The organism is Vibrio sp. 1401 (assembly GCF_033340295.1).
In genome coordinates this window covers 84314-106613 of sequence record NZ_JAWOWF010000012.1, presented here as the reverse complement: position 1 = coordinate 106613, position 22300 = coordinate 84314, and the positions used below count along the sequence as shown (strand labels likewise).

18 protein-coding genes are annotated in these 22300 nt (G+C 44.9%); 6 read left to right on the top strand and 12 right to left on the bottom strand.

From position 1 onward, the window contains the following. Positions 1 to 284: 284 nt before the first annotated feature. Together R7Z77_RS08915 and R7Z77_RS08910 are read right to left on the bottom strand one after the other, a co-directional pair. Positions 285 to 656: a hypothetical protein gene (locus tag R7Z77_RS08915; protein ID WP_017634450.1), complete on the bottom strand. Its 372-nt coding sequence runs from the start codon at positions 654 to 656 to the stop codon at positions 285 to 287. 7 nt (positions 657 to 663) lie between these two features. Next, entirely contained in the window at positions 664 to 972 is a 309-nt protein-coding gene (locus tag R7Z77_RS08910) for a monooxygenase (RefSeq protein ID WP_005374871.1), read from the bottom strand. A 108-nt stretch (positions 973 to 1080) separates the two neighbouring features. Between R7Z77_RS08910 and R7Z77_RS08905 the strand changes: the two genes are divergently transcribed. The 4 genes from R7Z77_RS08905 to R7Z77_RS08890 all read left to right on the top strand — a co-directional run bounded on the left by R7Z77_RS08905 (position 1081) and on the right by R7Z77_RS08890 (position 6078). After that, entirely contained in the window at positions 1081 to 1971 is an 891-nt protein-coding gene (locus R7Z77_RS08905) for a LysR family transcriptional regulator (protein WP_064354962.1), read from the top strand. Positions 1972 to 2251: 280 nt separating this feature from the next. After that, complete coding sequence (locus tag R7Z77_RS08900) at positions 2252 to 3517, top strand: DUF1835 domain-containing protein (RefSeq protein WP_213967499.1); 1266 nt, start codon at positions 2252 to 2254, stop codon at positions 3515 to 3517. A gap of 389 nt (positions 3518 to 3906) precedes the next feature. Next, positions 3907 to 5211 carry a dicarboxylate/amino acid:cation symporter gene (locus R7Z77_RS08895; protein ID WP_213895966.1) on the top strand — a complete coding sequence of 435 codons (1305 nt, stop codon included), beginning with the start codon at positions 3907 to 3909 and terminating at the stop codon, positions 5209 to 5211. Positions 5212 to 5613: 402 nt separating this feature from the next. Continuing rightward, positions 5614 to 6078 (top strand): DUF6795 domain-containing protein, encoded by a 465-nt coding sequence (locus R7Z77_RS08890; protein ID WP_225491615.1) that lies wholly within the window; start codon positions 5614 to 5616, stop codon positions 6076 to 6078. A 133-nt stretch (positions 6079 to 6211) separates the two neighbouring features. Here the strand turns inward: R7Z77_RS08890 and R7Z77_RS08885 are convergent, their stop codons facing one another. From R7Z77_RS08885 to R7Z77_RS08865, 5 genes are all read right to left on the bottom strand, one after another. Next, positions 6212 to 6655 (bottom strand): DUF6795 domain-containing protein, encoded by a 444-nt coding sequence (locus tag R7Z77_RS08885; protein ID WP_104980194.1) that lies wholly within the window; start codon positions 6653 to 6655, stop codon positions 6212 to 6214. A 170-nt stretch (positions 6656 to 6825) separates the two neighbouring features. Beyond that, complete coding sequence (locus tag R7Z77_RS08880) at positions 6826 to 7200, bottom strand: YkvA family protein (RefSeq protein ID WP_054700617.1); 375 nt, start codon at positions 7198 to 7200, stop codon at positions 6826 to 6828. 212 nt (positions 7201 to 7412) lie between these two features. Further along, entirely contained in the window at positions 7413 to 8537 is a 1125-nt protein-coding gene (locus R7Z77_RS08875; RefSeq protein WP_025768633.1) for a M20 family metallopeptidase, read from the bottom strand. Between the two features lie 9 nt (positions 8538 to 8546). Continuing rightward, positions 8547 to 9014 (bottom strand): YjiG family protein, encoded by a 468-nt coding sequence (locus R7Z77_RS08870; RefSeq protein ID WP_005374849.1) that lies wholly within the window; start codon positions 9012 to 9014, stop codon positions 8547 to 8549. Then, on the bottom strand, positions 9014 to 9754 hold the full coding sequence (locus R7Z77_RS08865) for a nucleoside recognition domain-containing protein (protein WP_213891063.1): 741 nt from the start codon (positions 9752 to 9754) through the stop codon (positions 9014 to 9016). Before R7Z77_RS08865 ends, R7Z77_RS08870 begins: the two co-directional genes overlap by 1 nt. Before the next feature lie 529 nt (positions 9755 to 10283). Here R7Z77_RS08865 and R7Z77_RS08860 point away from each other — a divergent pair. Beyond that, positions 10284 to 10490: a hypothetical protein gene (locus R7Z77_RS08860; protein ID WP_005374843.1), complete on the top strand. Its 207-nt coding sequence runs from the start codon at positions 10284 to 10286 to the stop codon at positions 10488 to 10490. Between the two features lie 96 nt (positions 10491 to 10586). Then, entirely contained in the window at positions 10587 to 11303 is a 717-nt protein-coding gene (locus R7Z77_RS08855) for a DsbA family protein (protein WP_213967500.1), read from the top strand. Positions 11304 to 11372: 69 nt separating this feature from the next. On the opposite strand, the gene R7Z77_RS08850 is transcribed toward R7Z77_RS08855, so the two are convergent. From R7Z77_RS08850 to R7Z77_RS08830, 5 genes are all read right to left on the bottom strand, one after another. Beyond that, a complete protein-coding gene (locus tag R7Z77_RS08850) occupies positions 11373 to 13433 on the bottom strand; it encodes an alpha-amylase (protein WP_213967501.1) in 2061 nt (686 codons plus the stop codon). Positions 13434 to 13613: 180 nt separating this feature from the next. Beyond that, complete coding sequence (gene mtgA, locus R7Z77_RS08845) at positions 13614 to 14288, bottom strand: monofunctional biosynthetic peptidoglycan transglycosylase (protein WP_025768637.1); 675 nt, start codon at positions 14286 to 14288, stop codon at positions 13614 to 13616. A gap of 136 nt (positions 14289 to 14424) precedes the next feature. Next, positions 14425 to 16617 carry a 1,4-alpha-glucan branching protein GlgB gene (glgB, locus tag R7Z77_RS08840; protein ID WP_250155567.1) on the bottom strand — a complete coding sequence of 731 codons (2193 nt, stop codon included), beginning with the start codon at positions 16615 to 16617 and terminating at the stop codon, positions 14425 to 14427. A gap of 283 nt (positions 16618 to 16900) precedes the next feature. Beyond that, the gene (gene malQ, locus R7Z77_RS08835; RefSeq protein ID WP_005374838.1) at positions 16901 to 19081 is read right to left on the bottom strand and encodes a 4-alpha-glucanotransferase; all 2181 of its coding nucleotides are present in this window, start codon (positions 19079 to 19081) and stop codon (positions 16901 to 16903) included. A gap of 117 nt (positions 19082 to 19198) precedes the next feature. Continuing rightward, a complete protein-coding gene (locus R7Z77_RS08830; RefSeq protein WP_053307964.1) occupies positions 19199 to 21652 on the bottom strand; it encodes a glycogen/starch/alpha-glucan phosphorylase in 2454 nt (817 codons plus the stop codon). Between the last annotated feature and the right edge of the window lie 648 nt (positions 21653 to 22300).

Below are 22300 nucleotides of genomic sequence, written 5' to 3'. Positions count from 1 at the left end.
GCCTGATATCGACTCACTTCTTCCCTGGAACTTCTCCCACACATAAAAAAGCGCCCGTGTGTTCATGGGGCGCTTACGATTGAAGTCGCGCAAGGTCGCTTCGAGCAATCAGGCGTTGAAGTTAAAGGTGTGATTCTCAATGCAGTTGAGAAAAAAGCATCTAACTCATACGGCTATGGATACGGCTACTATAACTACGCGTACAAAAGCGAATCATAACTTGAATTTAGATCGCTAATTAAACCAAATATGACAAAGCCCTGCTAGAAACAGCAGGGCTTTTTCTATTGCACTCTTAATTGCTTGTACGTAATCAAACTAAGCAAGACAAAGAATATTGGGTCACTCCAACCAAAACCGACAAATACTCCGATAATGCCGGCATAGGTAGTAATCACTGCCCCTAAGCCATTAGTAATCAATAATGCTTTAAACAGCTGTTTCGCAGTATGCCCTGATTCCACATTACGTAACATCAAACTCACCGCTGCGATTCCACCTAAAAAGATCGAAGTATGCTGCGATAAAAACAGCGCGTACTGGTCGTTAATTTGTACTCCATACATCGGCCACATTATGGTTGGTACAAAAAACAACGCAAAAGCGAATACCGTATATACGACACCATGAACGGTTAGAAAAGTGCGGTTGGTCATCATCTCCTTATCCTCTAATAGGCCCTTGATTGAGCGTCGTTAACGGCACATTGATATCGAAAATTTGACCTCGTACTTCGACTACGCCCATTTTTCGTAAGCGTGCGGCATGCATTTCGAGATAAGCTTGCGCCGTGGCTTCATCTTCAAAAAGATAGATACCACCACCGAGTTTGTCTTTTTCGCTTTCCGTCCAGATTTTCCAAATCATGCCCGGCTCTTGGTTAATCGACTTAGCTAAGTCGACCAGAGCATTCGACATCTCGTCACCAAACGGACCATGAAATTCAAAATCAACTTGCAATAATTTCGCCATCTTGAGTCTCCTCTTCTTATTGACTCGTTTTCGATGACAAGATTATTACCTTTATAAAACTGACAGAAAAGTTCATAATTTCGCCATTAACTGTCTAAAAATTGACTCATGAGACTAAAAACGACCTTAGAACAATGGCAAACGCTACAAGCGATTAATCAAGAAGGCAGCATTCAATCCGCAGCTTTACTGCTCAACAAGAGCCATACCACATTGATCTACTCGGTGAGGAAGTTAGAAGACCAACTTGGTATTCAACTTATCGAAGTACGAGGGCGCAAAGCGGGTTTGACAGAGCACGGCAAAACCATACTGCGTCGTGCACAATCCATGCTTGAACAAGCGCGGGAACTAGAAGTCATCAGCGAGCAGTTAAAAAGTGGGGTGGAATCTCAAATCACGGTCGCAGTAGATCATCTTTGTGACCCTTGTTGGCTTTATGCACCACTCAGTCAATTTTTGGAGGACAACAACACAACCTCCGTTCAAGTGGTTGAAACGTCACTGAGCAAAACAACCGAAATGGTCGTAAATGATCTCGCTGACATCGCAATCATCAACTTACCGATAACCAACTACCCTGCCGAAGCATTTGGCGTAACAACCATGCTGCCTGTAATCGCAGCACACCATCCACTCGCTAAAAAGCCGCATGTTTCCATCGACGATTTTGCAACCACCAGCCAAATTGTCATCCGTGACTTAGGTGATTCAGACAAAACGAAAAGAGATGTGGGTTGGTTACGCGCACGTCAGCGTATTACCGTCGATAACTTCGACCACGCTTTTCACGCCGTAGAGCAAGGCGTTGGGTTTTGTCGGCTACCAGCGCACTTAGTCTCAGCCCGAAAGAGCGATAAAATTAAAGTATTGGAGCTCGAACACTCCCATCAATATCAAGTTGCGCTACACCTCACTTTGCCCAAAGGAGCCAAAAGTGGTCCTGCGACTCAAGCGCTTTATCGTATTTTACTCAAAAGTGTAGAAACTCGAGTCTAGCAACAGTGGTATTGAGTTGAATCGCTAGTGTTATCGCCTATTGATTCTCCCTAAACATAGAGAAACGGCCATTTTGTGACGCTACACTCTCACAAAAGGTTGCACGAAGGATAGCGACCACCTACTATCACTCTGCTCATGCCTAAAGCCCCCAACACTCGCGGAAAGAACTCGGTTCACGGCAATATCCTCACCTGCTTGGTTTAGCAGGCACAATCTGTTTTTACCTTCTTTTTAGCTTCTATTTAGGCGAGTGTGGAAGAAATAAGAAAGGTGAAATATGAACTCTACAAATAGCTTCTCGATCAATATCAATCAGCAAAAATCCATTGCTAAAAAAAGGCTCAAAGCTATCCGCCTATACGATGACGCCACGTTGGAGTTAGTTAAGCGATTTCACTCCAAACCAGAATCTTTGGCTCCCAATACAATTCAATTGGCTGACGTTCAACATGCACTCGCAAGAGAACTGAGCTTATCCAGTTGGAGTAAACTAAAAGCTCATGTCGAAGCGCTAGAAGCGCACAAACTAGCCATCAAAGAACAAAAACCGCCCCTAGATGCAAAAGTAAAAACGCTACACGTTCGTTGTGGCCACGACATTCAACAACAACTTAAAGCCAGCGGATTTGAAGGGACATTTTTAGCCCTGATCGATCCGCTTTGTATTGGCCCCATACCAGCAACACCGCAGAACTTCCTTGCCATTCGTGCCCAATATGTCGTAGAGACTCTGCTGCCTGTGATGAAGCGTGAAGACTCGGTTCAAGATATAGTCACATTGGAACAATCAAACCTCGATCTGTTGCAAAGTGATGTATTTGAACGAATCGTCTTTTGGGTCGAACATGACAGTTATGATCAATTGATGCTAATTCGTGCTCTAACACAGTTAGAGAATGTAGAGAATAAAGTGATAGAGGTCATTGAGTTGAACCAGTTCCCGGGCACTGAACGATTCATCGGCTTTGGGCAGTTGCCTGAAGAAGCTATTCGTTCTTGTTGGCGATACCGTAAACCTGTGACAGCAAAATTATTCAGTCAGGCTAAACGGTGTTGGCACGCTATTACATCACCGACACCTATTTCCATAGTTAATTTGATTCAGCAACATAACCTGGATTGCTTGCCCAATATATTCAACGTGCTTAAACGCCATTTGCAAGAGTTACCTAATTCACAAACTGGATTGAGCTTGACACAACACCTCGCGCTAAAGGTCTTGAGCTCGCAAAATCGTTCAATTCCCATCAAAGATTGGTTTGAGCAATATCAACAACTAGAACCTCTTCCTTACCTAGGAGACGTGATGTTTTACGCGTTACTCCTCCCTCTAGCACAGTGTCAAACACCTTTGATCACGATTGAGTCACGTGAAAGGCACTGGTGGGAACAAAGCGTCCGTATCACTGAGGCTGGCAAGCAGTGTTTGGAGGGTTTAATACGAGCGAAACAATGCTATTGGGTTGGAGGGATTAAAAATACCAGTCAAAGTTATTGGAGCTGGGATCACCTCCAACTAACTACACTTGCCAACCATTATTGAGTTGACAAATATGAAAGCATAAAAGGTTCGTTGGCTCTGATGAACACTCAATACTAAAGTATCGCTAAAGAAGCGACCGCTAGTCTGAATACAACTTAAATAGTTATGCAGAAATGCATCCACTCAAAGAGAGTATGCACTCTATCTCTTATTAAAATTTATTGTAAATCCTCTTTGTTATCGGTTGTATATTCGATAAAAGTGTTAAAATACAAACTTTTCATCCGGCCAATTCGTTAATATTTGGTTAAAATCCCATTTTTATTAGTGATAAAGTTCACATCTATTAACCATTTAGAGGATTATTCTTTCGTATTTTCTCACTCCGCTGCTAATCTGCTCGCCGCTTTGAAGTGAACTCAAGGTGCATAACTATAAGGAGTGTTCTCATGAATACCAAGAAACCGATGTCGCTTACCAGCCGCGTAATTTTAGGTATGGTTGCGGGTATCTTGACAGGATTTGCAATTCGCACACTTTTTGCCGACAACGGATTTGTCGACGCATACATTGTTAATGGATTATTCGAAGTTGGTGGACAGATCTTCGTTGCCAGCTTAAAAATGCTTGTTGTACCGCTAGTATTTGTTTCGTTAGTTTGTGGTACTAGCTCTCTCAAAGACCTCTCTACACTGGGTCGTATGGGCGGTAAAACCCTCGCTTTCTACGTTACGACAACGGCTATCGCGATTACGCTTGCTCTAACTATGGGTACTCTATTCCAGCCAGGTGCAGGGGCAGATCTAACGGCAGCAAGTTCATTCAAATCAGCTGAAGCGCCATCTTTAGGTCAAGTGATCATTGATATGTTCCCGACTAACCCAATCAGCGCGATGGCAGAAGGTAAAACCCTGCAAGTTATCGTGTTCGCCGTCCTATTCGGTATCGCGATCAGTGCAGCAGGTAAGCCAGGCGAGCGTATCGCAGCATTCTTCTCTGATCTGAATGAAGTAATCATGAAATTGGTTGCGATTCTGATGAACCTTGCGCCTTACGGTGTGTTCTTCCTAATGGCGAAGCTGTTTACAGGCCTTGGTCTAAGCGCAATCTTTAACCTTGCTGAATACTTCGTTGTACTAGCAGGTACGCTATTGCTGCACGGCCTTGTGACTTACAGCCTGATGCTAAAAGGTTTCACAGGTCTAAACCCAATTACGTTCCTACGTAAGATGGAAGACGCAATCATGTTTGCTTTCTCTACAGCATCATCGAACGCGACGATTCCAGTGACAATGGAAACAGCAAAGCACCGCATGGGTGTTGAGAACCGTGTATCATCATTCACAGTACCACTAGGTGCAACCGTGAACATGGACGGTACGGCGATCATGCAAGGCGTAGCAACTGCGTTTATTGCTCAAGCTTTCAATATTGATTTAACTATGGGCGATTACCTAATGGTTATCATGACGGCAACTCTGGCGTCTATCGGTACCGCAGGTGTTCCTGGTGTGGGTCTAGTAATGTTGGCAATGGTATTGAACCAAGTTGGTCTGCCTCTTGAAGGTATCGCGCTCATCATGGGTGTTGACCGTCTTCTCGATATGATTCGTACCGCGGTAAATATCACTGGTGACAGTGCTGTAACCGTCATCGTTGCAAAATCAGAGGGTGCATTGGATGAGGCTCGCTTCAACGACCCAATGGCAGGCGTAGCCGAAGAAGAAGTGCACCTGAAACGCGCGGAAGCTTAAACCCTTCCAAGTTAAATTATCCTGTCTAAGCAAAAACCACCTTACTCTAAGGTGGTTTTTTATTTCCAATTAACCCGAAGTCAAAAAGGTTTAGATAAATTTCTCGTCCCCCGAGGTTGTTTCAATTACTAATCGGTAAGTAGTTAGATTCTATATTAGTTCATCTAGAGGGTTAAGATAACTCGCCTATGTTTATCACTTTGAAAATGATATAAGGAACATTTTCATCATATAGAGATACAAATTCCATTATCAAATTAAAGTTCAAAACCAAATCGCGATAGATAGTAGTCTGATAATTAAGTTGGTACTAAGATACATACATCATAATTTCATGTTTAAAAATAGTCTTTTTTATTCATTTTCTCATTTCCAATACTTGCATTAGGTTTCAACGAAAGTATGTTCGATTTTTTTAAGAAATTTAAATATACATTAAGCCCAGAGGTAAAAGGTACTTTAGTTCTTGATCAAAGACCTCTAGAAAATGTAACGGTTTACTTAGAAGCTAATTTTTTAAAAAATAATTACAAAAGGAGTTCAAGTACTAATGAGTTAGGTGAATTTCACTTTAAACCAGTCATACATGCTCAAAGGTTCAAAGAATCAGCTTTGAATCAAACATATTCATATATCGGAATATATACCTATATAAATGAAGAAAAGAAATATATTTGGGAGTCTCAGTTAAACTACGTTTCACCACCTATATTTATAGAGGACAACTTAAGTAATCTTTACTGTGAGCTTGAAGATACCGAGTTTCGATACTTTTTCAAGAATATCAATCTAGAAAATGCTGGAGATCTAATGGTTATTAGCAACTGCAATTTAAATGGATTTTTATATAAAAGACATTTTTCATAGAGTTTATGATTGTGATGATTATTAAACTCAAAGTTCTTTAAAAGAAAAAGCTATACCTGCACGCCTCAATCAAGTTTAAACATATCAATCAAAGTGCTAATTCGCAGAATATTTCTCTAAAGTAATTCACTACTTAACTTTCGTATACTCCTGATTCTACATAACCAGTTAGTTTGCACTGACTGTACACATAAGTATCATCTTCACCATTTCCAAAATAAGAAAAAGCGAAGTAGTAAACTTCATTGGTTACTTCACAATTCAAATTTCCCATATTTTCTCTAGCAAACTCATAAGTCTCATAACCATCAATTGAAGACTCCCATATCGTCACCTCTTCTCCATTTGCTAGATGAGTCTTCAGGAAAACGAGCACGTATTTCTGATCTAAGTTCAATAAGTCTTGAGACTCATGCTCTTCAAATACAGGGAAGGCAAACGATCCGTTAGCATCAGTAATAGTTTGAAACTCATGAATGGTTCCACGCACACCGACTCGGAGGACCACTAATTGAGATGACAACGGTTTTCCGTTCAAAGTTAGCATACCAATAATATCTGGCGTATACCTGTACATGAAAGGTTTCTCTTAGATAAAAACTTGAATCTGAAAGTACCCTTTCAAATCGAGCAAATCTACTACGGAAAAACGTATTGTGACGAGCTCGTGTGCTTTGAGTAAATGTTAAAAATAACAATTTCTTGTTTGCGCTAAACCAAACATAGAACATGTTTGATGGGCCATACCTACTCCACCATCGAATTCAGTTTTTCTCTAGCTTGTGCTTCGTGTTCTTTAGTGATGGCATTACCGACTGAGTTCGCGGCTAAGGTAAGTGCCGCCATATCATCGGTAAAACCGACGCCAGCTAGTACGTCTGGCACCATATCTGTTGGTAGGACGAAGTAAGCCAGCGCGCCACCTAAAATAGCCTTGTGGCGAACAGAGGTGTTGGAATCTGCCATCGCGAGCCATGATTTTATGCCCATTACGGCAATTTCTTCACCCGCTTTCTTAACCGACCCTTTCATTTTTCGCCAGAATGTTTTCTCATCTGGCGCTTGCATCGTTTGATCTTTGGCGTCTTTCGGCGCCGATTTTACAGACATTGTTGTGGTCATCGTTGCCTCCGAAATTTATGACTATGTCCAACATATTAATAAATCGAACCTGAACGCAAGATTAATAACAAGAAATGATAGTAAAGTGAAACACAGATAGAAAAATCCCCAAACCGAAGTCCGGGGATTATTGCCTTGGAAACAAAAAGTCTTGGAAAACAAAAGTTTTGAAACCAAAAGCTTTGGGAGCCAAGCTTTAGAAGCAGAATGCCTTATTGAACAATCTTCTCCAGTACACGTATCAACATTTTGATACGTGGTTCAATAGACTCAAGCAACAAGTACTCTTGATCGCTGTGGAAGCCCGCACCGATAGGTCCTAGACCATCCAAAGTTGGAACACCAAGAATCGCCGTGTTGTTTGCATCAGAGCCACCACCTACTTCTTTCCAGTTGATTTCGATCGCCAGTTCACTTGCGGCTTCTTCAACTAGCATCATCAGGCTTTCTGTTTGTGGGCTTGGCACCATAGAAGGCTTATAAGCTTCACGAACCAACTCAATTCTCACGCCACCAACGAATGGTGTTTCCAGCATGCCATTTAGCTTGCTATCGACATCATCGTATTCTTCGTTGCTCCAGAAACGCACATCCACGATCGCTTCCGCGTGCTCAGGGACGATGTTCGCACCGTTGCCGCCAGAAACAATGCCGACGTTCAATGTGGTACCAGATTCAAAGTTGGTCATTGCATTGACAGCCAGAATCCAATTCGCCATCTCAGTGATTGCGCTGCGGCCGTTTTCTGGCTCGTTACCTGCGTGAGCAGCAACGCCATTAAAGGTCATTTTGTAGCGAGCCATGCCTTTGCGCGCTTTCACTAAACCACCGTCTGCACGTGCTGCTTCTGCAACCAGCACATTCTTAGCGTTTTTCGCAACTGATTGAATCCAATCCACAGAGTCCAGAGAGCCCGTCTCTTCATCTGGGTTCATGCAGATAGCGATAGACAACTTATCCAACACCGCTTGGTCTAGATTGCGCATCGCGTATACGATGTTCAGCAAGCCAGATTTCATGTCCGAGACGCCCGGACCGTAGGCTTTCTCTGCATCTTGAGACATTGGACGAAGCTCAGCAGTACCCACAGGGAACACGGTATCCATGTGACCAATCAGCATTACGTCGATTTGCTCAGCTTCCGGCTTGTTTCGAACTTCAAGACCGATGCCCGCTCTGCCACAGTCGATGCGTTTTACGCTCCAACCTGACATCGCTTGGTACTTCTCTTCAAATTGAGAAGCGATAAACTCGATACCATCAGTCGTGTAAGTGCCACAATCCACATTAATCAGCGGACGTAGCTCTTCTAGATATTCATTTAGAGAGAATTGCATGACTCACTCCTAGACAAACAGATTCATCACCAGCATTGCGCCAAACGCGTTCAATACTGAGATTGCAATCATAACTGGGATGTAACGACCTTCAGTACCAATTGGACCCATGATACGACCCATGTACTGAACTTGAGAGCCCATTAGGTAGATAGCAGGCGCAAGAATCGCAATGTGCGTACCGTTCAGGATACCTTGGTCAAACAGCGTAATCACTACGCCAACCGCACCGCCCATCGACATCCAAGCACCGATCAATACCGCTGCTGCTTCACCCGGAAGACCAAACACTGCCATGATTGGAGAAAACACCGTGCCCATCAGATCCAACGCGCCAGTGATTTGAAGCGCTTTGATGATAACGAACGCCATCAATACGTTAGGCACCGTAGAGGTAGTCGCAATTACCCAGCCTTTCTTAGCACCCTCGACGAAGATATCCGTCACCATTGGTTTTTTCGCTTTAACGTCACCCATTATGCCGTCTCCTCTTTTAGGTTCTCTGATTTGTTTTGGTCTTGCTTGTCTTCTTTACCTTCCGTCATGTTCAGGTAGATACGGAACAGGTTCGCGCCGATGATCTTAAATGCGAACATCACCACAACTGCTAAACCAATAGAAGACGTTACTGCTAGAGAGCCGTCAGCCATCGTCAGTGTGAACAGCACAGCACCCGATGAGAAGAAGTTCACGATGGTTGCACCTGCAGTGAACTGGAACATGGTAAATACGTCCGTTTCACGCTTAGTTAGGTGACCTTCATCTTTTAGCTGACGCGTCATTGCCGCACCTGCATCGGTACTTTGTAGAGAAGCAATTAAAGCCAGACCAGAGTTACCAGGGATGCCCATTAGAGGACGTAGAAGAGGAGTAAGAAGCTTACGAGCTGCTTCAAGTGCACCGTAGTGCTCAAGTACGTTGATCATACCTAATGCGAACATAACGGTTGGAATCAAAGTAAGTGCGAAAATGAAACCGTCACGAGCACCGCTACCGCCAGTACCACGGAAAGATGTGGTCGCAGCTTGTACCTCGCCATCCGCACCTTCCGTTACGCCGTAAGCCACTTTACCGAAAGAGCCATTAAGCGTTGTAAAGTCGAATACACCGTACCATTCGTTGGATTGCATCAGACCAGAAAAGAACACAACCGCAAACGCCAGAGCAACGTAGCACCCCAGTGTAACTTTACGCTCAGTTTGAACAGGAATTTTCATAACATTACCTACACATGTGGACCTTAACACATATGTTCACCTGAATAATGTGCTAGAGAGATGATCAAAATCAATCCGTCTGCCGAACATTATCGCGACTCAGTTATGAAGTTTTATTTTATGATTCCAATCACAATTGAAAGATAATAAAGATTTGTGCTAACAATTAGGTATATTAATCTATGTTGATAGCTCACGACTTCTTCATCAACTCAACAAATGATTCTGACGAATATTGCTTTCTACAACATTCATGACGTACTTCATACTTTGGCATTGAGGCAACATCGATTAACTCGAAAGTAACATTCAGCCACGAAATTTAGGTTAGGATGGCCCGGTCATATGTAAACGGCATAAACCAGAATTAACAGGACTATACGACCCATTGTTACGCTCACAATATAAAATAGCCAAATGGACACTCGCCCTCGTGCTTTGGGTGGTGATGATATGCTTAAGCCAAAATTCTGGTTTCTCGAAAAACTGCCCGAAGGCTCACCAAATACAGAGTCAGCAAGATGAAAGCGTGAATTTATCACCATCTTGCGACCTTTCAGAAAAGCTGGTTCAAGCTTACCAACATCAGTTTGATCATATTCTTATTCCATTTTTTCTGTTTGCTTTGATTGTGGCGCTGCCGATGACAACCACAGCAATTCGCTATCTGGAATACACAGAACCGATACCGGAAAAGTATCGGGTTCACCTAAAACTTTGCGTGTTTAGAGAATAAAGCCAGCAAGGCGAGAGACCTTTCGGCCTGACTTTTGTACATATTTTATTCACTTCACATAACAAACAACGAAATTTAAAAGTTTTAGGAAATATTATGACATTCACTCGTACACTTTTGGCGTTAACGATGGCTATCGTACCTGCCGTATCTTTCGCATCAGAAAAGACCGCAGAACAAAAGCTAGAGGAAGTTACTCAGATACTAAAAGAAAACCCTCAAATTCTTGATTCATTGCACCAAAACCTTCAAGAGTACATTGCGTATCAACAGTCATTTGGCGACACCTTGAAGGAGGTTCGTCAATATCTAAGTGATGGCAAACATTCCTCTTTTGGTGCTGAAAACCCTGAGTTAACCATTATTAACGTAACAGACTATAGCTGCCCTTTTTGTAAACGTTTAGAAGGAGAGCTGGTCAAAGTTGGTAAGGAATATCCGCAGGTAAAAGTGCTTAACCTCAATGTCTCTTTTAAAGAACAATACGAGAAAAACGGCTACAACTCGGCAAGTTACGCATTAAATGTTTGGCAAAACCAGCGAGATAAGTACGAACAAGTGCATGAGTTATTGGTGAAAAAACCGGGCGCACATGACGCACGTTCCTTAAATCAAATAGCGAAAAAAACGGGGACAGAAGCACAGATTGTCGACGACAAAGAGACCAAGGCGTTGCTTGATAAAAACTATCAGTATTTCACGCAACTTGGTTTACGCGGCACGCCCGCGTTGATCATTAATGATCAAGTCATTCCTGGCTATGTGCCGTTTGACGAGCTAGAAAAAGTCATCGACCAAGAACTGGCGAACTAATACAACAAAGCCCTTCCCTGATAACTCAAGGAAGGGCTTTTTCTATCTAGGCTTAAAACGAAGTTCTAACTACTTGTCGCGACCCACAAACGCCACAACGACTTTGTCATTGCCAAGCGAGCGAGAGAACACGTACGCGCCTTCTTGTTCAATTACTTGATGCTGACCCGCACCAATCGCTGGGTGCGCTTTACGGAACTGACCAAGAGTTTGCCAGTGTTTGAGCAGCGCTTGCTTCTCATCAGATAGCTTCCATACCATGTCAGAACGAGTGCCTTGGTGGAAATCGTCCGCGTAAGGACCAATGTTACGACCAACTTCATCACCATAATAAACCTGAACAGCACCAGGACTCAAAAGCAGTGCATTCGCGGCGTTACGCTGCATACCGTAATCTTTGAAGCGAGAGAAGAACAGCTCGGTATCGTGAGAAGACATGTAGCTCACAGGGTTAAAGTCTTTCTCATTGGCGATAGTGTCCGCATAGCTTTGGTAAGTGTCTGCCATTTGGCTGAAACACGCCGCGCCTTTGTCTAACTTCTTCTGCATATCGAAGTTAATCAACGCATCAAAGCCGTCGTCGAAGTAAGGGCTGCGATATGCGGTATGTCCCCATACTTCACCCATCATCCAGAATGGCTGACCTGACTTACCGTTCTCTTTACGCCACTGCTCAAGGCTGCTTGATGCCTCTTCTTTCAAGCGTTTCCACACATCGCCTTCAACGTGCTTCACCGTGTCGACACGGTAACCATCAATACCAAAGCGTTTCACCCAATCAGTTTGCCACTCAATTAGGTAGTCCGAGACGGTGTAATTATCACGCTCCTCAACGCGAGTGCCAGGGTTATCCAATAGCCATTGAGCTGGCTTCACGGCTTTGTCTGATTCAGTGATAAAGTCTGGCAAACCCGCCAATGACATGGTGATATCACTGCTGCCCGGAACTGGGTATCCCGGTAGACCTGTTCTTACCCAGTCACCGCCCCACCATTTCGCCCAGTTTGGACTCTGGTAATCAATATTCTGGTGGTAGCTATGCCAGTTTTCGCCCGCTTTTGGTTTCCAATCCCCCCATTTCTTAGGTAGGTCAGCGTTTGGTTTTAACATCTCAATACCGTCAAATTGCAAATCGGCTAACGTTGAGTAACCAGTGTGGTTGATTACTGCGTCCATCAAGACTTTAAGGCCACGTTTATGTGCCTCTTCCACCAGCTTTTTAAGATCAGCTTCGTTACCGAAGTTCTCATCAATCTTGGTAAAGTCACGCGTCCAGTAACCGTGGTAAGCGTAGAATGGGAATGAGCCGCTATCGCCGCCACCCACAAAGCCGTGTACTTGCTCAACGATTGGCGACAACCAAATCGCATCGGTACCTAGGCTCTTTATGTAATCTAGCTTTTCGATCACACCTTTTAGGTCACCACCGTGAAAGGTACCAATCTCTTCTTTACCGTCTTTCTTGCGACCATAGCTGTTGTCATTGCTCGTATCAGCATTATTGAAACGGTCGACCATCACGAAGTAAATGTTGGCATTGCGGTAATCAAACGGCACTGCTTCTTTGGTTTTCTTCACTGGCTCTAGTAGCACCAAACCGCCTGAATCTTTGCTTGGTGTCAGCGATACTTGCTGATCTTTTACTTCGACCATCTGACCAGAATAGGCATCACGCAACTTGGTGCCATCGGGGAAACTGTCACCCAGCGCGATGGTGACTTCGCCGCCTTGGTAAACCTCACATTGCACTTGTGGGATTGGGCGTTTAAATTCTGTCTTGGCAGCTTTCTTAGGCTCTCGCTTGAAGCGTAGAGTTTTGGCTTCCGCATCAAAAGCAAAAGAGTAATCGCCAGTAAAACGGATTTTTAAAGGCAGTTCTGTTGGCTTTCCACAGTTCAGCGCGATAGGTTTGTTGAATTTGACCTTCTGACCATCAGGCGCGACACAGTCGCCTTCAATACCCGTGATTTTGAGCGTGTATCCGTCTTTGGTTAAGGGCACAACCAAAGGCTGCTCTGCACTTAACGGAAAGTCACGGCTGTTGGTCGTGGTAGCAATGGTGATGTTTGGCTCGGCGATGGCACTTGCCGATGCAAGCAATAAGGTAGTCGTAATCAGATTCAGTTTCATCGTTCAGTCCATTGGTTGCGCATAGGCGCAGTATTCGTGTTGTAGTTTTATTCACACTAATAGTAAATGGATGAAAAACTGAGCACATCATTCTGAAAGGCTACGCCCTAAAGCTTGTGACGCTTCACATTTTGCTTTTATGGGGGCGTAGTTCTACTTATGAGCAGGGTAAAAAGGAGTTTAAAGCTGAATGCTACCAAGGTTACGCATTTGTCTCATCGCCCAATTGACGCGGCTGATGGTGTAAGAAGTCTGAGGGTAAACTTTGATGCGATACGGATTTGGCAGCACCACCGCAAGCCTTGCTGCTTGGCGTGTTGAAAGTTGTTTAGCAGGAATACCAAAGTAGTTTTGCGCAGCGGCTTCCGCGCCATAAATACCTGGACCAAACTCCACCACATTCAAATACACTTCAAGAATGCGTTTTTTACTCCACATTGCTTCCATCAGCAGAGCAAAATAAAGCTCATACGCTTTGCGCACATAAGAGTGTGAAGGAAACAGAAACACGTTCTTTGCAGTTTGCTGAGTAATCGTGCTCGCACCGCGAGAGGGACCGTTCTCGCCAGACTCTGAGATCACTTTAAACAAGGAATCAAAATCCACTCCGTAATGGGTCGGGAACTTTTGATCTTCTGTCGCAATCACGGCCAGTTGAATGTGTTTAGAAATATCACTCAAAGGCACCCATTCATTTTGACTCTCTTCAGGAAATCCTTCAGGAGGAGAAATCATGCGGCTGATCTTCCATCCCCAAATTGGTGGATCGATGTATTTCACTATGCCAACGAGCATCACTGGTAAAAGCAAAAGCACCAATAAGATATTGAACAGAAGGGATTTAATCTTTCTCAAAGTCCGACCTAGCCTGATTTAACAAAACAATATGATGCAAGTATAGAGTATGCAGTCTGTTTATCGTTAGTGAAAACTTGGTCAAAAAAAGCCCGATTTACAATGTAAAACGGGCTTAGAATTTGATTAGACTAAATTATTTGTGCAGCTTGTAGAACACGGTTGAAAGTGGAGGCAAACGAAGCTCAAGTGATTGAGGCAGTGATTCACTTTCAACTTTTTCCGTTTTCACACTGGTCAGCACTTTAAAATCGCTGCCGCCGTATTTGCTGTCGTCTGTATTCAGTAGCAGTTCGTATTGACCTGCATTTGGAACGCCTAAACGGAAACGCTCGTGCGGTACGGGCGTAAAGTTGGTGATGATCAGAATACGCTCACCTTCTTTACTAATACGCTCGTGCGCTAGGATGCTCGCATCCGCTTCGTCTTGTAGACGCCACTCAAAACCAGCAGGAACACAATCTTGATCGTGCATCGCCGCTTCATTTCGGTACAAGTGGTTCAAATCTCGCATCAGCTTTTGAACGCCTTGATGACGCTCGTATTCTAGCAAGAACCATTGCAACTGATCATCGTGGTTCCACTCCGCCGTTTGGCCGATTTCCGCGCCCATGAAGTTCAGCTTTTTGCCCGGTTGACCATACATATAACCGTAGTATGCTCGTAGGTTTGCGGTTTGCTGCCATTCATCGCCCGGCATCTTGTTGTGAATAGAGCCTTTGCCGTACACCACCTCGTCGTGAGAGAGAGACAAGACGTAGTTCTCGCTGTGCGCATAAACTAGCGGAAATGTGATGGTATTGTGGTGGTATTTGCGGTGAACAGGATCTTCTTTGATGTATGAAAGACTGTCGTGCATCCACCCCATATTCCACTTGAAGCCAAAGCCTAAACCACCCATAAAGGTTGGCGCAGACACACCCGGAAACGCCGTTGACTCTTCCGCAATCGTCATCGCATTCGGGAAGTACTTGTACACTTCTTCGTTCATCCATTTTAAGGTTGCGATTGCGTCGTAGTTTTCGTTGCCACCATCAACGTTCGGGACCCACTGATCGTGGCTACGTGAATAATCGAGATAGAGCATCGACGCGACGGCGTCCACGCGAATGCCATCAATATGGAATTGTTCAAACCAGTACAGCGCATTCGAGACAAGGAAGCGACGTACATGTTCACGGCCTAAATCGTAAATGTAGGAGTTCCAATCTTGGTGCCAACCGCGACGAGGATCTGGATCATGGAACAGAGGCGTACCATCAAAGTTCGCTAAACCATGATCATCCGATGGGAAGTGCGCAGGAACCCAATCCAGCACTACACCGATACCAGCTTGGTGACACGTATCCACGAAGAATTTGAAATCATCAGGTGAGCCAAAACGGCTAGTTGGTGCAAACAAGCCAACAGGTTGATAGCCCCATGAACCATAGAATGGATGCTCAGACACAGGCATCAGCTCAACGTGGGTGTAGCCCATATCCACAAGGTATGGCACCAACTGCTCCGCGAGTTCGCGGTAGTTCAGGAAATCACCTTTCTCGTCGCGCTTCCATGATCCAGCATGCAGCTCGTAAAACGATAACGCTTCATCACGCTTTTGTGTCACTGCGCGATTTTGCCATTTCGCATCTTGCCATTGGTAACGCTTGTGATCGTAAGTAATGGATGCGAACGATGGGTATTGCTCAGAGTAGAAACCCCAAGGGTCTTGTTTGTGTGGCAGCCCTTCCCCATTTGGCCCTTTGAGCTCAAATTTGTACTGAACGCCTTCTTCTAAGCCAGGAATGAATAGGCCCCAGATACCGTAGTCTAGGCGTTGCATTGGATGACGACGGCCATCCCATTGGTTGAAGCAACCCACAAGGCTAACAGCAGATGCATGTGGTGCATAAACAAGGAAACGCACACCAGAGATGTTTTCACCGCCACGTTCTAGCGTGACAAAGTGTGCGCCCATGTAGTGATACATGTCTTTTGGCGTATGCAGATGCTCGTACTCTTGGTAGATATTGTGGTACTGGTACGGGTCATCAATAATTTGTTCAACACCATTCCAATCGACCGCTAAACGGTAGTGGGTCAGGTGTAAATCGCGTTGCTCTTTTAAGATGAAACCGCTGTCGCCATCACGCTCAAGCGCCACACGAGGTTCACCATTAACAAGCAGTTCAACCTTGTTTGCGCCCGGCATCCAAACTCTCAGCGAAGCTTCGTCGTCAATGAAAGGACCCAGCGCCGCAAATGGATCTGAGTAAGCCGCCTCAGCAAGCAGTTCGTATGCGCGTTCGTGTTGTTTCTTTATTTTCTTGGTTTTGGTGGTTTTCAAATCTTTCTCCCTAGAGCCAACATCCTTTTCAAGACCAGAGATCTGAATCAAACATCGGTTTCTCCACAGCCAACGTTGTGAACTCACAAAAAGACTCCGCTTCTCACGTTCGTTGCGTAAACGGCGTCAAAATACAAAAATGCCCGCTATTGTCGCGGGCATAATAACGGTACTTCATCCTAACGGATTGTGTTTTAGGAATGAGTGACCTAGACGGAACTTTCGTACCTCTGAGCTAACAAAATTGGTAATCAGCTCGTCCATCTACGTCACTCTAGGCATCTTACTTACTCGCCTGTGCGCGAACTTCAGTAAGGCGTTTAGAAATACGATTCACATCTTCACGGCTGAAGATTTCATCTAGGTTCATCGACAATTTACGACGCCAGTTTGGATACTCATCCACCGTACCAGGAATATTGACAGGTTGATCCATTTCTAGCCAGTCTTCAAGCTGAACGCTAAGCAGTGCAGAGTCACCCGCGGCTACGTGCAGTTGCAGCGCTTCGCTTAGGTATGAATCCATTGGCACGTACTGAGCATCATGACCAATGCCTTCTGGCAGATAGCCATGCCAGCGAACACTGTCTAGAATGCCTTGTTTGCACTTCAAGCGGTCAGCGAATAGGCCTTCCAACTGCTGCTCATCAGGGTACAGACCAATCTCACGCCCCATCTTCAAGTCATCACAGTGCCAGAAACCGCGTAGTGTTGGCATATCGTGCGTACACAGCGCAGCCATAGACTGCTCAGCGTAGTGCTTCGGAGAAATAAAACCGCCGTCGTCTTTTGATGTTTCGAAGAAGAAGACTTTGTACGAATGCACACCCGCATCACGAAGGATATCAACGATTTCATCAGGTACAGTACCCAAGTCTTCACCGATTACAGAACACTGATGACGGTGAGATTCCAACGCTAGGATTGCTAGCATGTCTTCAACTGGGTAGTACAGGTATGCGCCTTCTGTCGCTTTCTCGCCTTTTGGAATCCACCAAAGGCGAAGCAGGCCAAGTACGTGGTCGATACGCAATGCACCACAATGCTTCATGTTAGCACGTAGCAATTTGATGTAAGCGTCGTAGCCAGTCGCTTCTAAAACCTGAGGGTTAAGCGGAGGCAGACCCCAGTTTTGGCCTAGTGGACCAAGTACATCTGGTGGTGCACCGATGCTTGCATCCAATACTAGCGCGCCTTCATCAGCCCATGTTTCACTACCAGAATCAGCAACACCAACCGCAAGGTCACGGTATAAACCCACAGCCATGCCTTTTTCTTCGGCTAGCGCTTGCGCTTCTTTGATTTGATCGTCTGCGATCCATTGCAGGTACATGTACAAGTGAACACGATCTTGGTTGTCCTTAATGTACTTCTGAGTACCAGCTGCGTCGAATGTGCGGTATTTCTCAGGGAATACAGGCCAACCCCACATGTTTGCATCTTCTGCATGTAAATCAGCATGAAGTGCATCGAATGCAGCTTGATGTAGCAAGCTGTCGCCGCCTTTTTCAACAAAGTCCAAGAAGGCACGAGCGCGATCGGTGTTCTTGTCTAAATGGCGAGCTTTAAACTCACTGAATAGCAGCGGAAGAACGCTCATTTTTAGTTGCGAAACTTCGGTGTAATTCACCCAATGAGAGTCTCGCGCTTTTTGTAAACGTTGTTGGAACTCTGCGCTACCAACACGCTGTTGTGCTTCTGCACTTAGCGCGAATTCAGGTACAGAGCTTACGTCGATGTACATGATGTTCAACCAACGACGAGAAGACGGGCTGTATGGGCTTGCCCCTTCTGGATTCGCAGGGAACAGCGAGTGAATAGGGTTCAAGCCAATGAAGTCACCGCCACGAGAGGCAATATCACTCACCAGTTGTTTTAGGTCGCCAAAATCACCTATGCCCCAGTTATGCTGAGTACGCAGTGTGTAAAGCTGGATACTAGGACCCCATAGCTTTTTGTGTTGGTTTAGATCGTCTTGTTTGAAACACGCTTTCGGCGTAATGATCAATGACATCTCGTAAGGTGTTTTACGACGCTTACGACTGATGATCAGTTTGTGATAACCCCAAGCCAAGTTCTTTGGCAATGCAAACACTAGAGGGCCACCCTCAGCACGCTCATCACGAACAATTTGGGACTGAAGATAGCCTTCAAGTACCTCTCCTTGTTCTGTTTCTAAACGCCAGCTGAATTCACTCTCACGAGCACTCGTACCTAGGTTTAGTTCCACTTCGACTGGTTCGCCGTCGCGTAAAACAAGAACAGGGGCTAGTACGTCTTTTTTATGTTTCTTTTCAGCAGAAGCCAGTAGCTTTTCATCACTGCTAGTATCGTAGCCAAGCGAAGCGAGCAAGCGGCGTAGCGTCTCCTCAGACACTTTAGCCTCATCTCCCCAAGCACTGACATAGCTATCAGCCAATCTCGCCATTTCCGCGACTTTCTTTAATGCTGTTTGTTCTTTCATCGCTTTCTCCGAAGGTAATACCAACACCTTCCATGTAGGGTTTTATTGTTATCAATAACTTCTTTTGGAAAATGACCAAAGGTAGCGCTTGGCTACCTTGGTCTTAACTAGGTTCTATTAGCGTTTCACCGCTTCAAGTTTCCAGATATTGTTCACGTAGTCTCGGATTGAGCGGTCTGACGTGAACTTGCCAACAAGGGCGGTATTAAGAATGGCCTTCTTCGCCCAGCCAGCTTGATCTTTATATTGTTCGCTCATGTCTTCGTGCGCTTTCACGTAAGATGCAAAGTCCGCAAGACATAAGTACGGGTCACCGCCGTCTAGTAGGCTGTCGTATGTGGCACGCAGTAAGCCCGGTTGACCTGGAGTGAATTCTTCACCCAGTAGTAGGTCCATGGACGCTTTGAGTAAGTGATCCGCATTGTAGTAATCAAATGGGTTATAACCTTGAGCTTTCAGCGCTTTCACACCTTCAACATCTAGACCGAAGATATAGATGTTCTCATCGCCTACTTCCTCACGAATCTCAACGTTTGCACCATCCATTGTACCGATAGTTAGCGCACCGTTTAGCGCCATCTTCATGTTACCTGTACCTGATGCTTCTTTACCCGCTAGCGAGATTTGTTGAGAAACGTCAGCCGCAGGGATAATGATTTCAGCCATGCTCACGCGGTAGTCAGGGATGAATACCACTTTCAGCTTGTTACCGATGCGAGGATCGTTGTTCACCTTGTCTGCAATCTTGTTGATTGCGAAGATGATTTCTTTCGCTAGGTGGTAACCCGGTGCTGCTTTTGCTGCGAAGAACACAACGCGTGGCGTACACTCAAAACCTGGTTCATTAAGAATACGGTGGTACAGAGACAGTACGTGTAGCAAGTCTAGATGCTGACGTTTGTACTCGTGCAGACGCTTGATTTGAACATCGAAGATTGCATTAGTATCGAGCTCGATACCCATGTTCTCTTTCACCCAAGTTGCTAGGCGTTCTTTGTTCTCTTTCTTCACTGCCATGAATTCTTTTTGGAATGTCGCGTCAGTAGCGTACTTCGCAATACCTTCAAGTTGCTCTAGTTTCGCTGGCCATTCTGGGCCGACTTTCTCAGTGATAAGCTGAGACAGACCTGGGTTACAGAACTTCAACCAGCGACGTGGCGTAATACCGTTCGTTACGTTGTGTAGACGTGTCGGGTACATTTCGTGGAACTCTGGGAATAGGTCTTTCTTAACCAATTCAGAGTGAAGTGCTGCTACACCGTTTACTGCGTAAGAGCCGATTACACATAGGTTTGCCATGCGAACCATGCGGTGGAAACCTTCTTCGATGATAGAAAGCTTCTGTTGTTTCGCGACATCACCCGGCCACATTGCACGTACGTCTTGTAGGAAGCGGTGGTTGATCTCGTAAATGATCTCCATGTGACGTGGTAGCAGGTGCTGGATTAGCGACTCTGGCCATGTCTCTAGTGCTTCTGGAAGTAGCGTGTGGTTGGTGTACGCAAATGTCTTAGAGCTGATTTCCCAAGCCGCTTCCCAAGTTAAACCTTTTTCATCCATCAGGATGCGCATTAGTTCAGGAATCGCAATCGTTGGGTGCGTATCGTTAAGCTGGATAGTCTCTTGCTTAGGTAGATCCGCTAGCGAGTAGCCTGCTGCTTCGTGGCGACGTAGGATGTCACGTACAGACGCTGCTGAGTGGAAGTACTGCTGCATCAGACGCAGTGTTTTACCTTTCTCGTGGTTGTCGTTCGGGTAAAGCACTTTAGTGATGTTACCTGCGTCGATCAGTGCGTGCTGAGCTTCGAAGTAATCACCATTGTTAAAGCTTGCTAGTGAGAATGGTGCAATCGCCTGACATTCCCAAAGACGTAGCGGGTAAACCGTGTCTGATTCGTAACCCACAATTGGAAGATCCCAAGGCATTGCTCTTACTGTCATGCCTGGTACCCATTTGCGAACTTCTTTACCGTTCTCGTTAATCACTTCAACGTGACCGTAGAAACCGATCTCTTGCGCAAGTTCTGGACGCGCAATTTCCCAAGGGTAGCCTTCTACACCGCGCCAAGCGTCAGGTGCTTCTTGCTGGCGACCATCTTTGAATGACTGTTTAAATAGACCGTATTCGTAATGTAAACCATAGCCGACAGTTGGGAATTCTTGTGCCGCACATGAATCCATGAAACACGCAGCCAGACGACCAAGGCCACCGTTACCCAATGATGGGTCGCGCTCTTCTTCTAGCAGATCAGTTAGGTTGTAACCCAGTTCAGCCATTGCTTCTGTTACTTGTTCATACAGACCCATGCTGATTAGGTTGTTACCCGTCAAACGACCGATAAGGAATTCTAGCGAAAGGTAGTTAACGCTCTTCGCACTTTTAATGCGTGGATCTTCTTCTGTCGCAAGCAAATCTAGAGTAGTAAATTCAGCCAGAGCATGCCCCATTGCTAGGTACCATGCGCGGCTGTCTGCGTTTTCAATCGTATGAGCGTAAGTTACAGATAAGTGTTTCTTTACGCTTTCTTGGAACGACTTCTTGTCAAATTGTTTTTGTTGAGTAGGTTTCATTACGAAATTCTCACGTCTTTTGGTAATTCATCTGCCATACATCGTGCATTTACCTCTGTGAATAAACATCCTCCTAATTCTCATCCTTTGAAGGAGGAGGGCTGAGGGCGTAGAGGGGGTACCATTGCTAGGTTAGTGATCCAAATCTCAACAAAGTGAACTTTGCACCAGTTCTTAGTGATTTTGATCACAATGGAATGTGAGAAAGGTTAAAACCCGTTCATGACGCTTTTTATAGTCCACTCATCTGATGATGTGAAAATTGTAATATCGGTCACATTAACTCGGTCAGCGTAGAAGAACTTTTCGTAATCTATGTGCAACGCGATCTTAACGCTAACGAAACAAACGACATTTAAGTGACGACAATCACAAATAAAGGGCGTAGTTGATGGTAAATCCATCAACCCTTGAGAATTAGGAAGTGGATCAAAGTAACGAACATTTCTGATGTCGTAACATCCCTCTCAGCTCACAGGATTGTACGCTTTTTATACAAACTAGAATTAGGCGATGTGAGTTATTTCTAGTTTTCGCTAGCTTTTATATCTAAGTGACCGTATGGAATGGTTTTTCAGACGGACACAAGCCCCAATAGTAGCGACATTATCCGGTATTCAAACAGTGTTTTTGATGCTGATGACATCA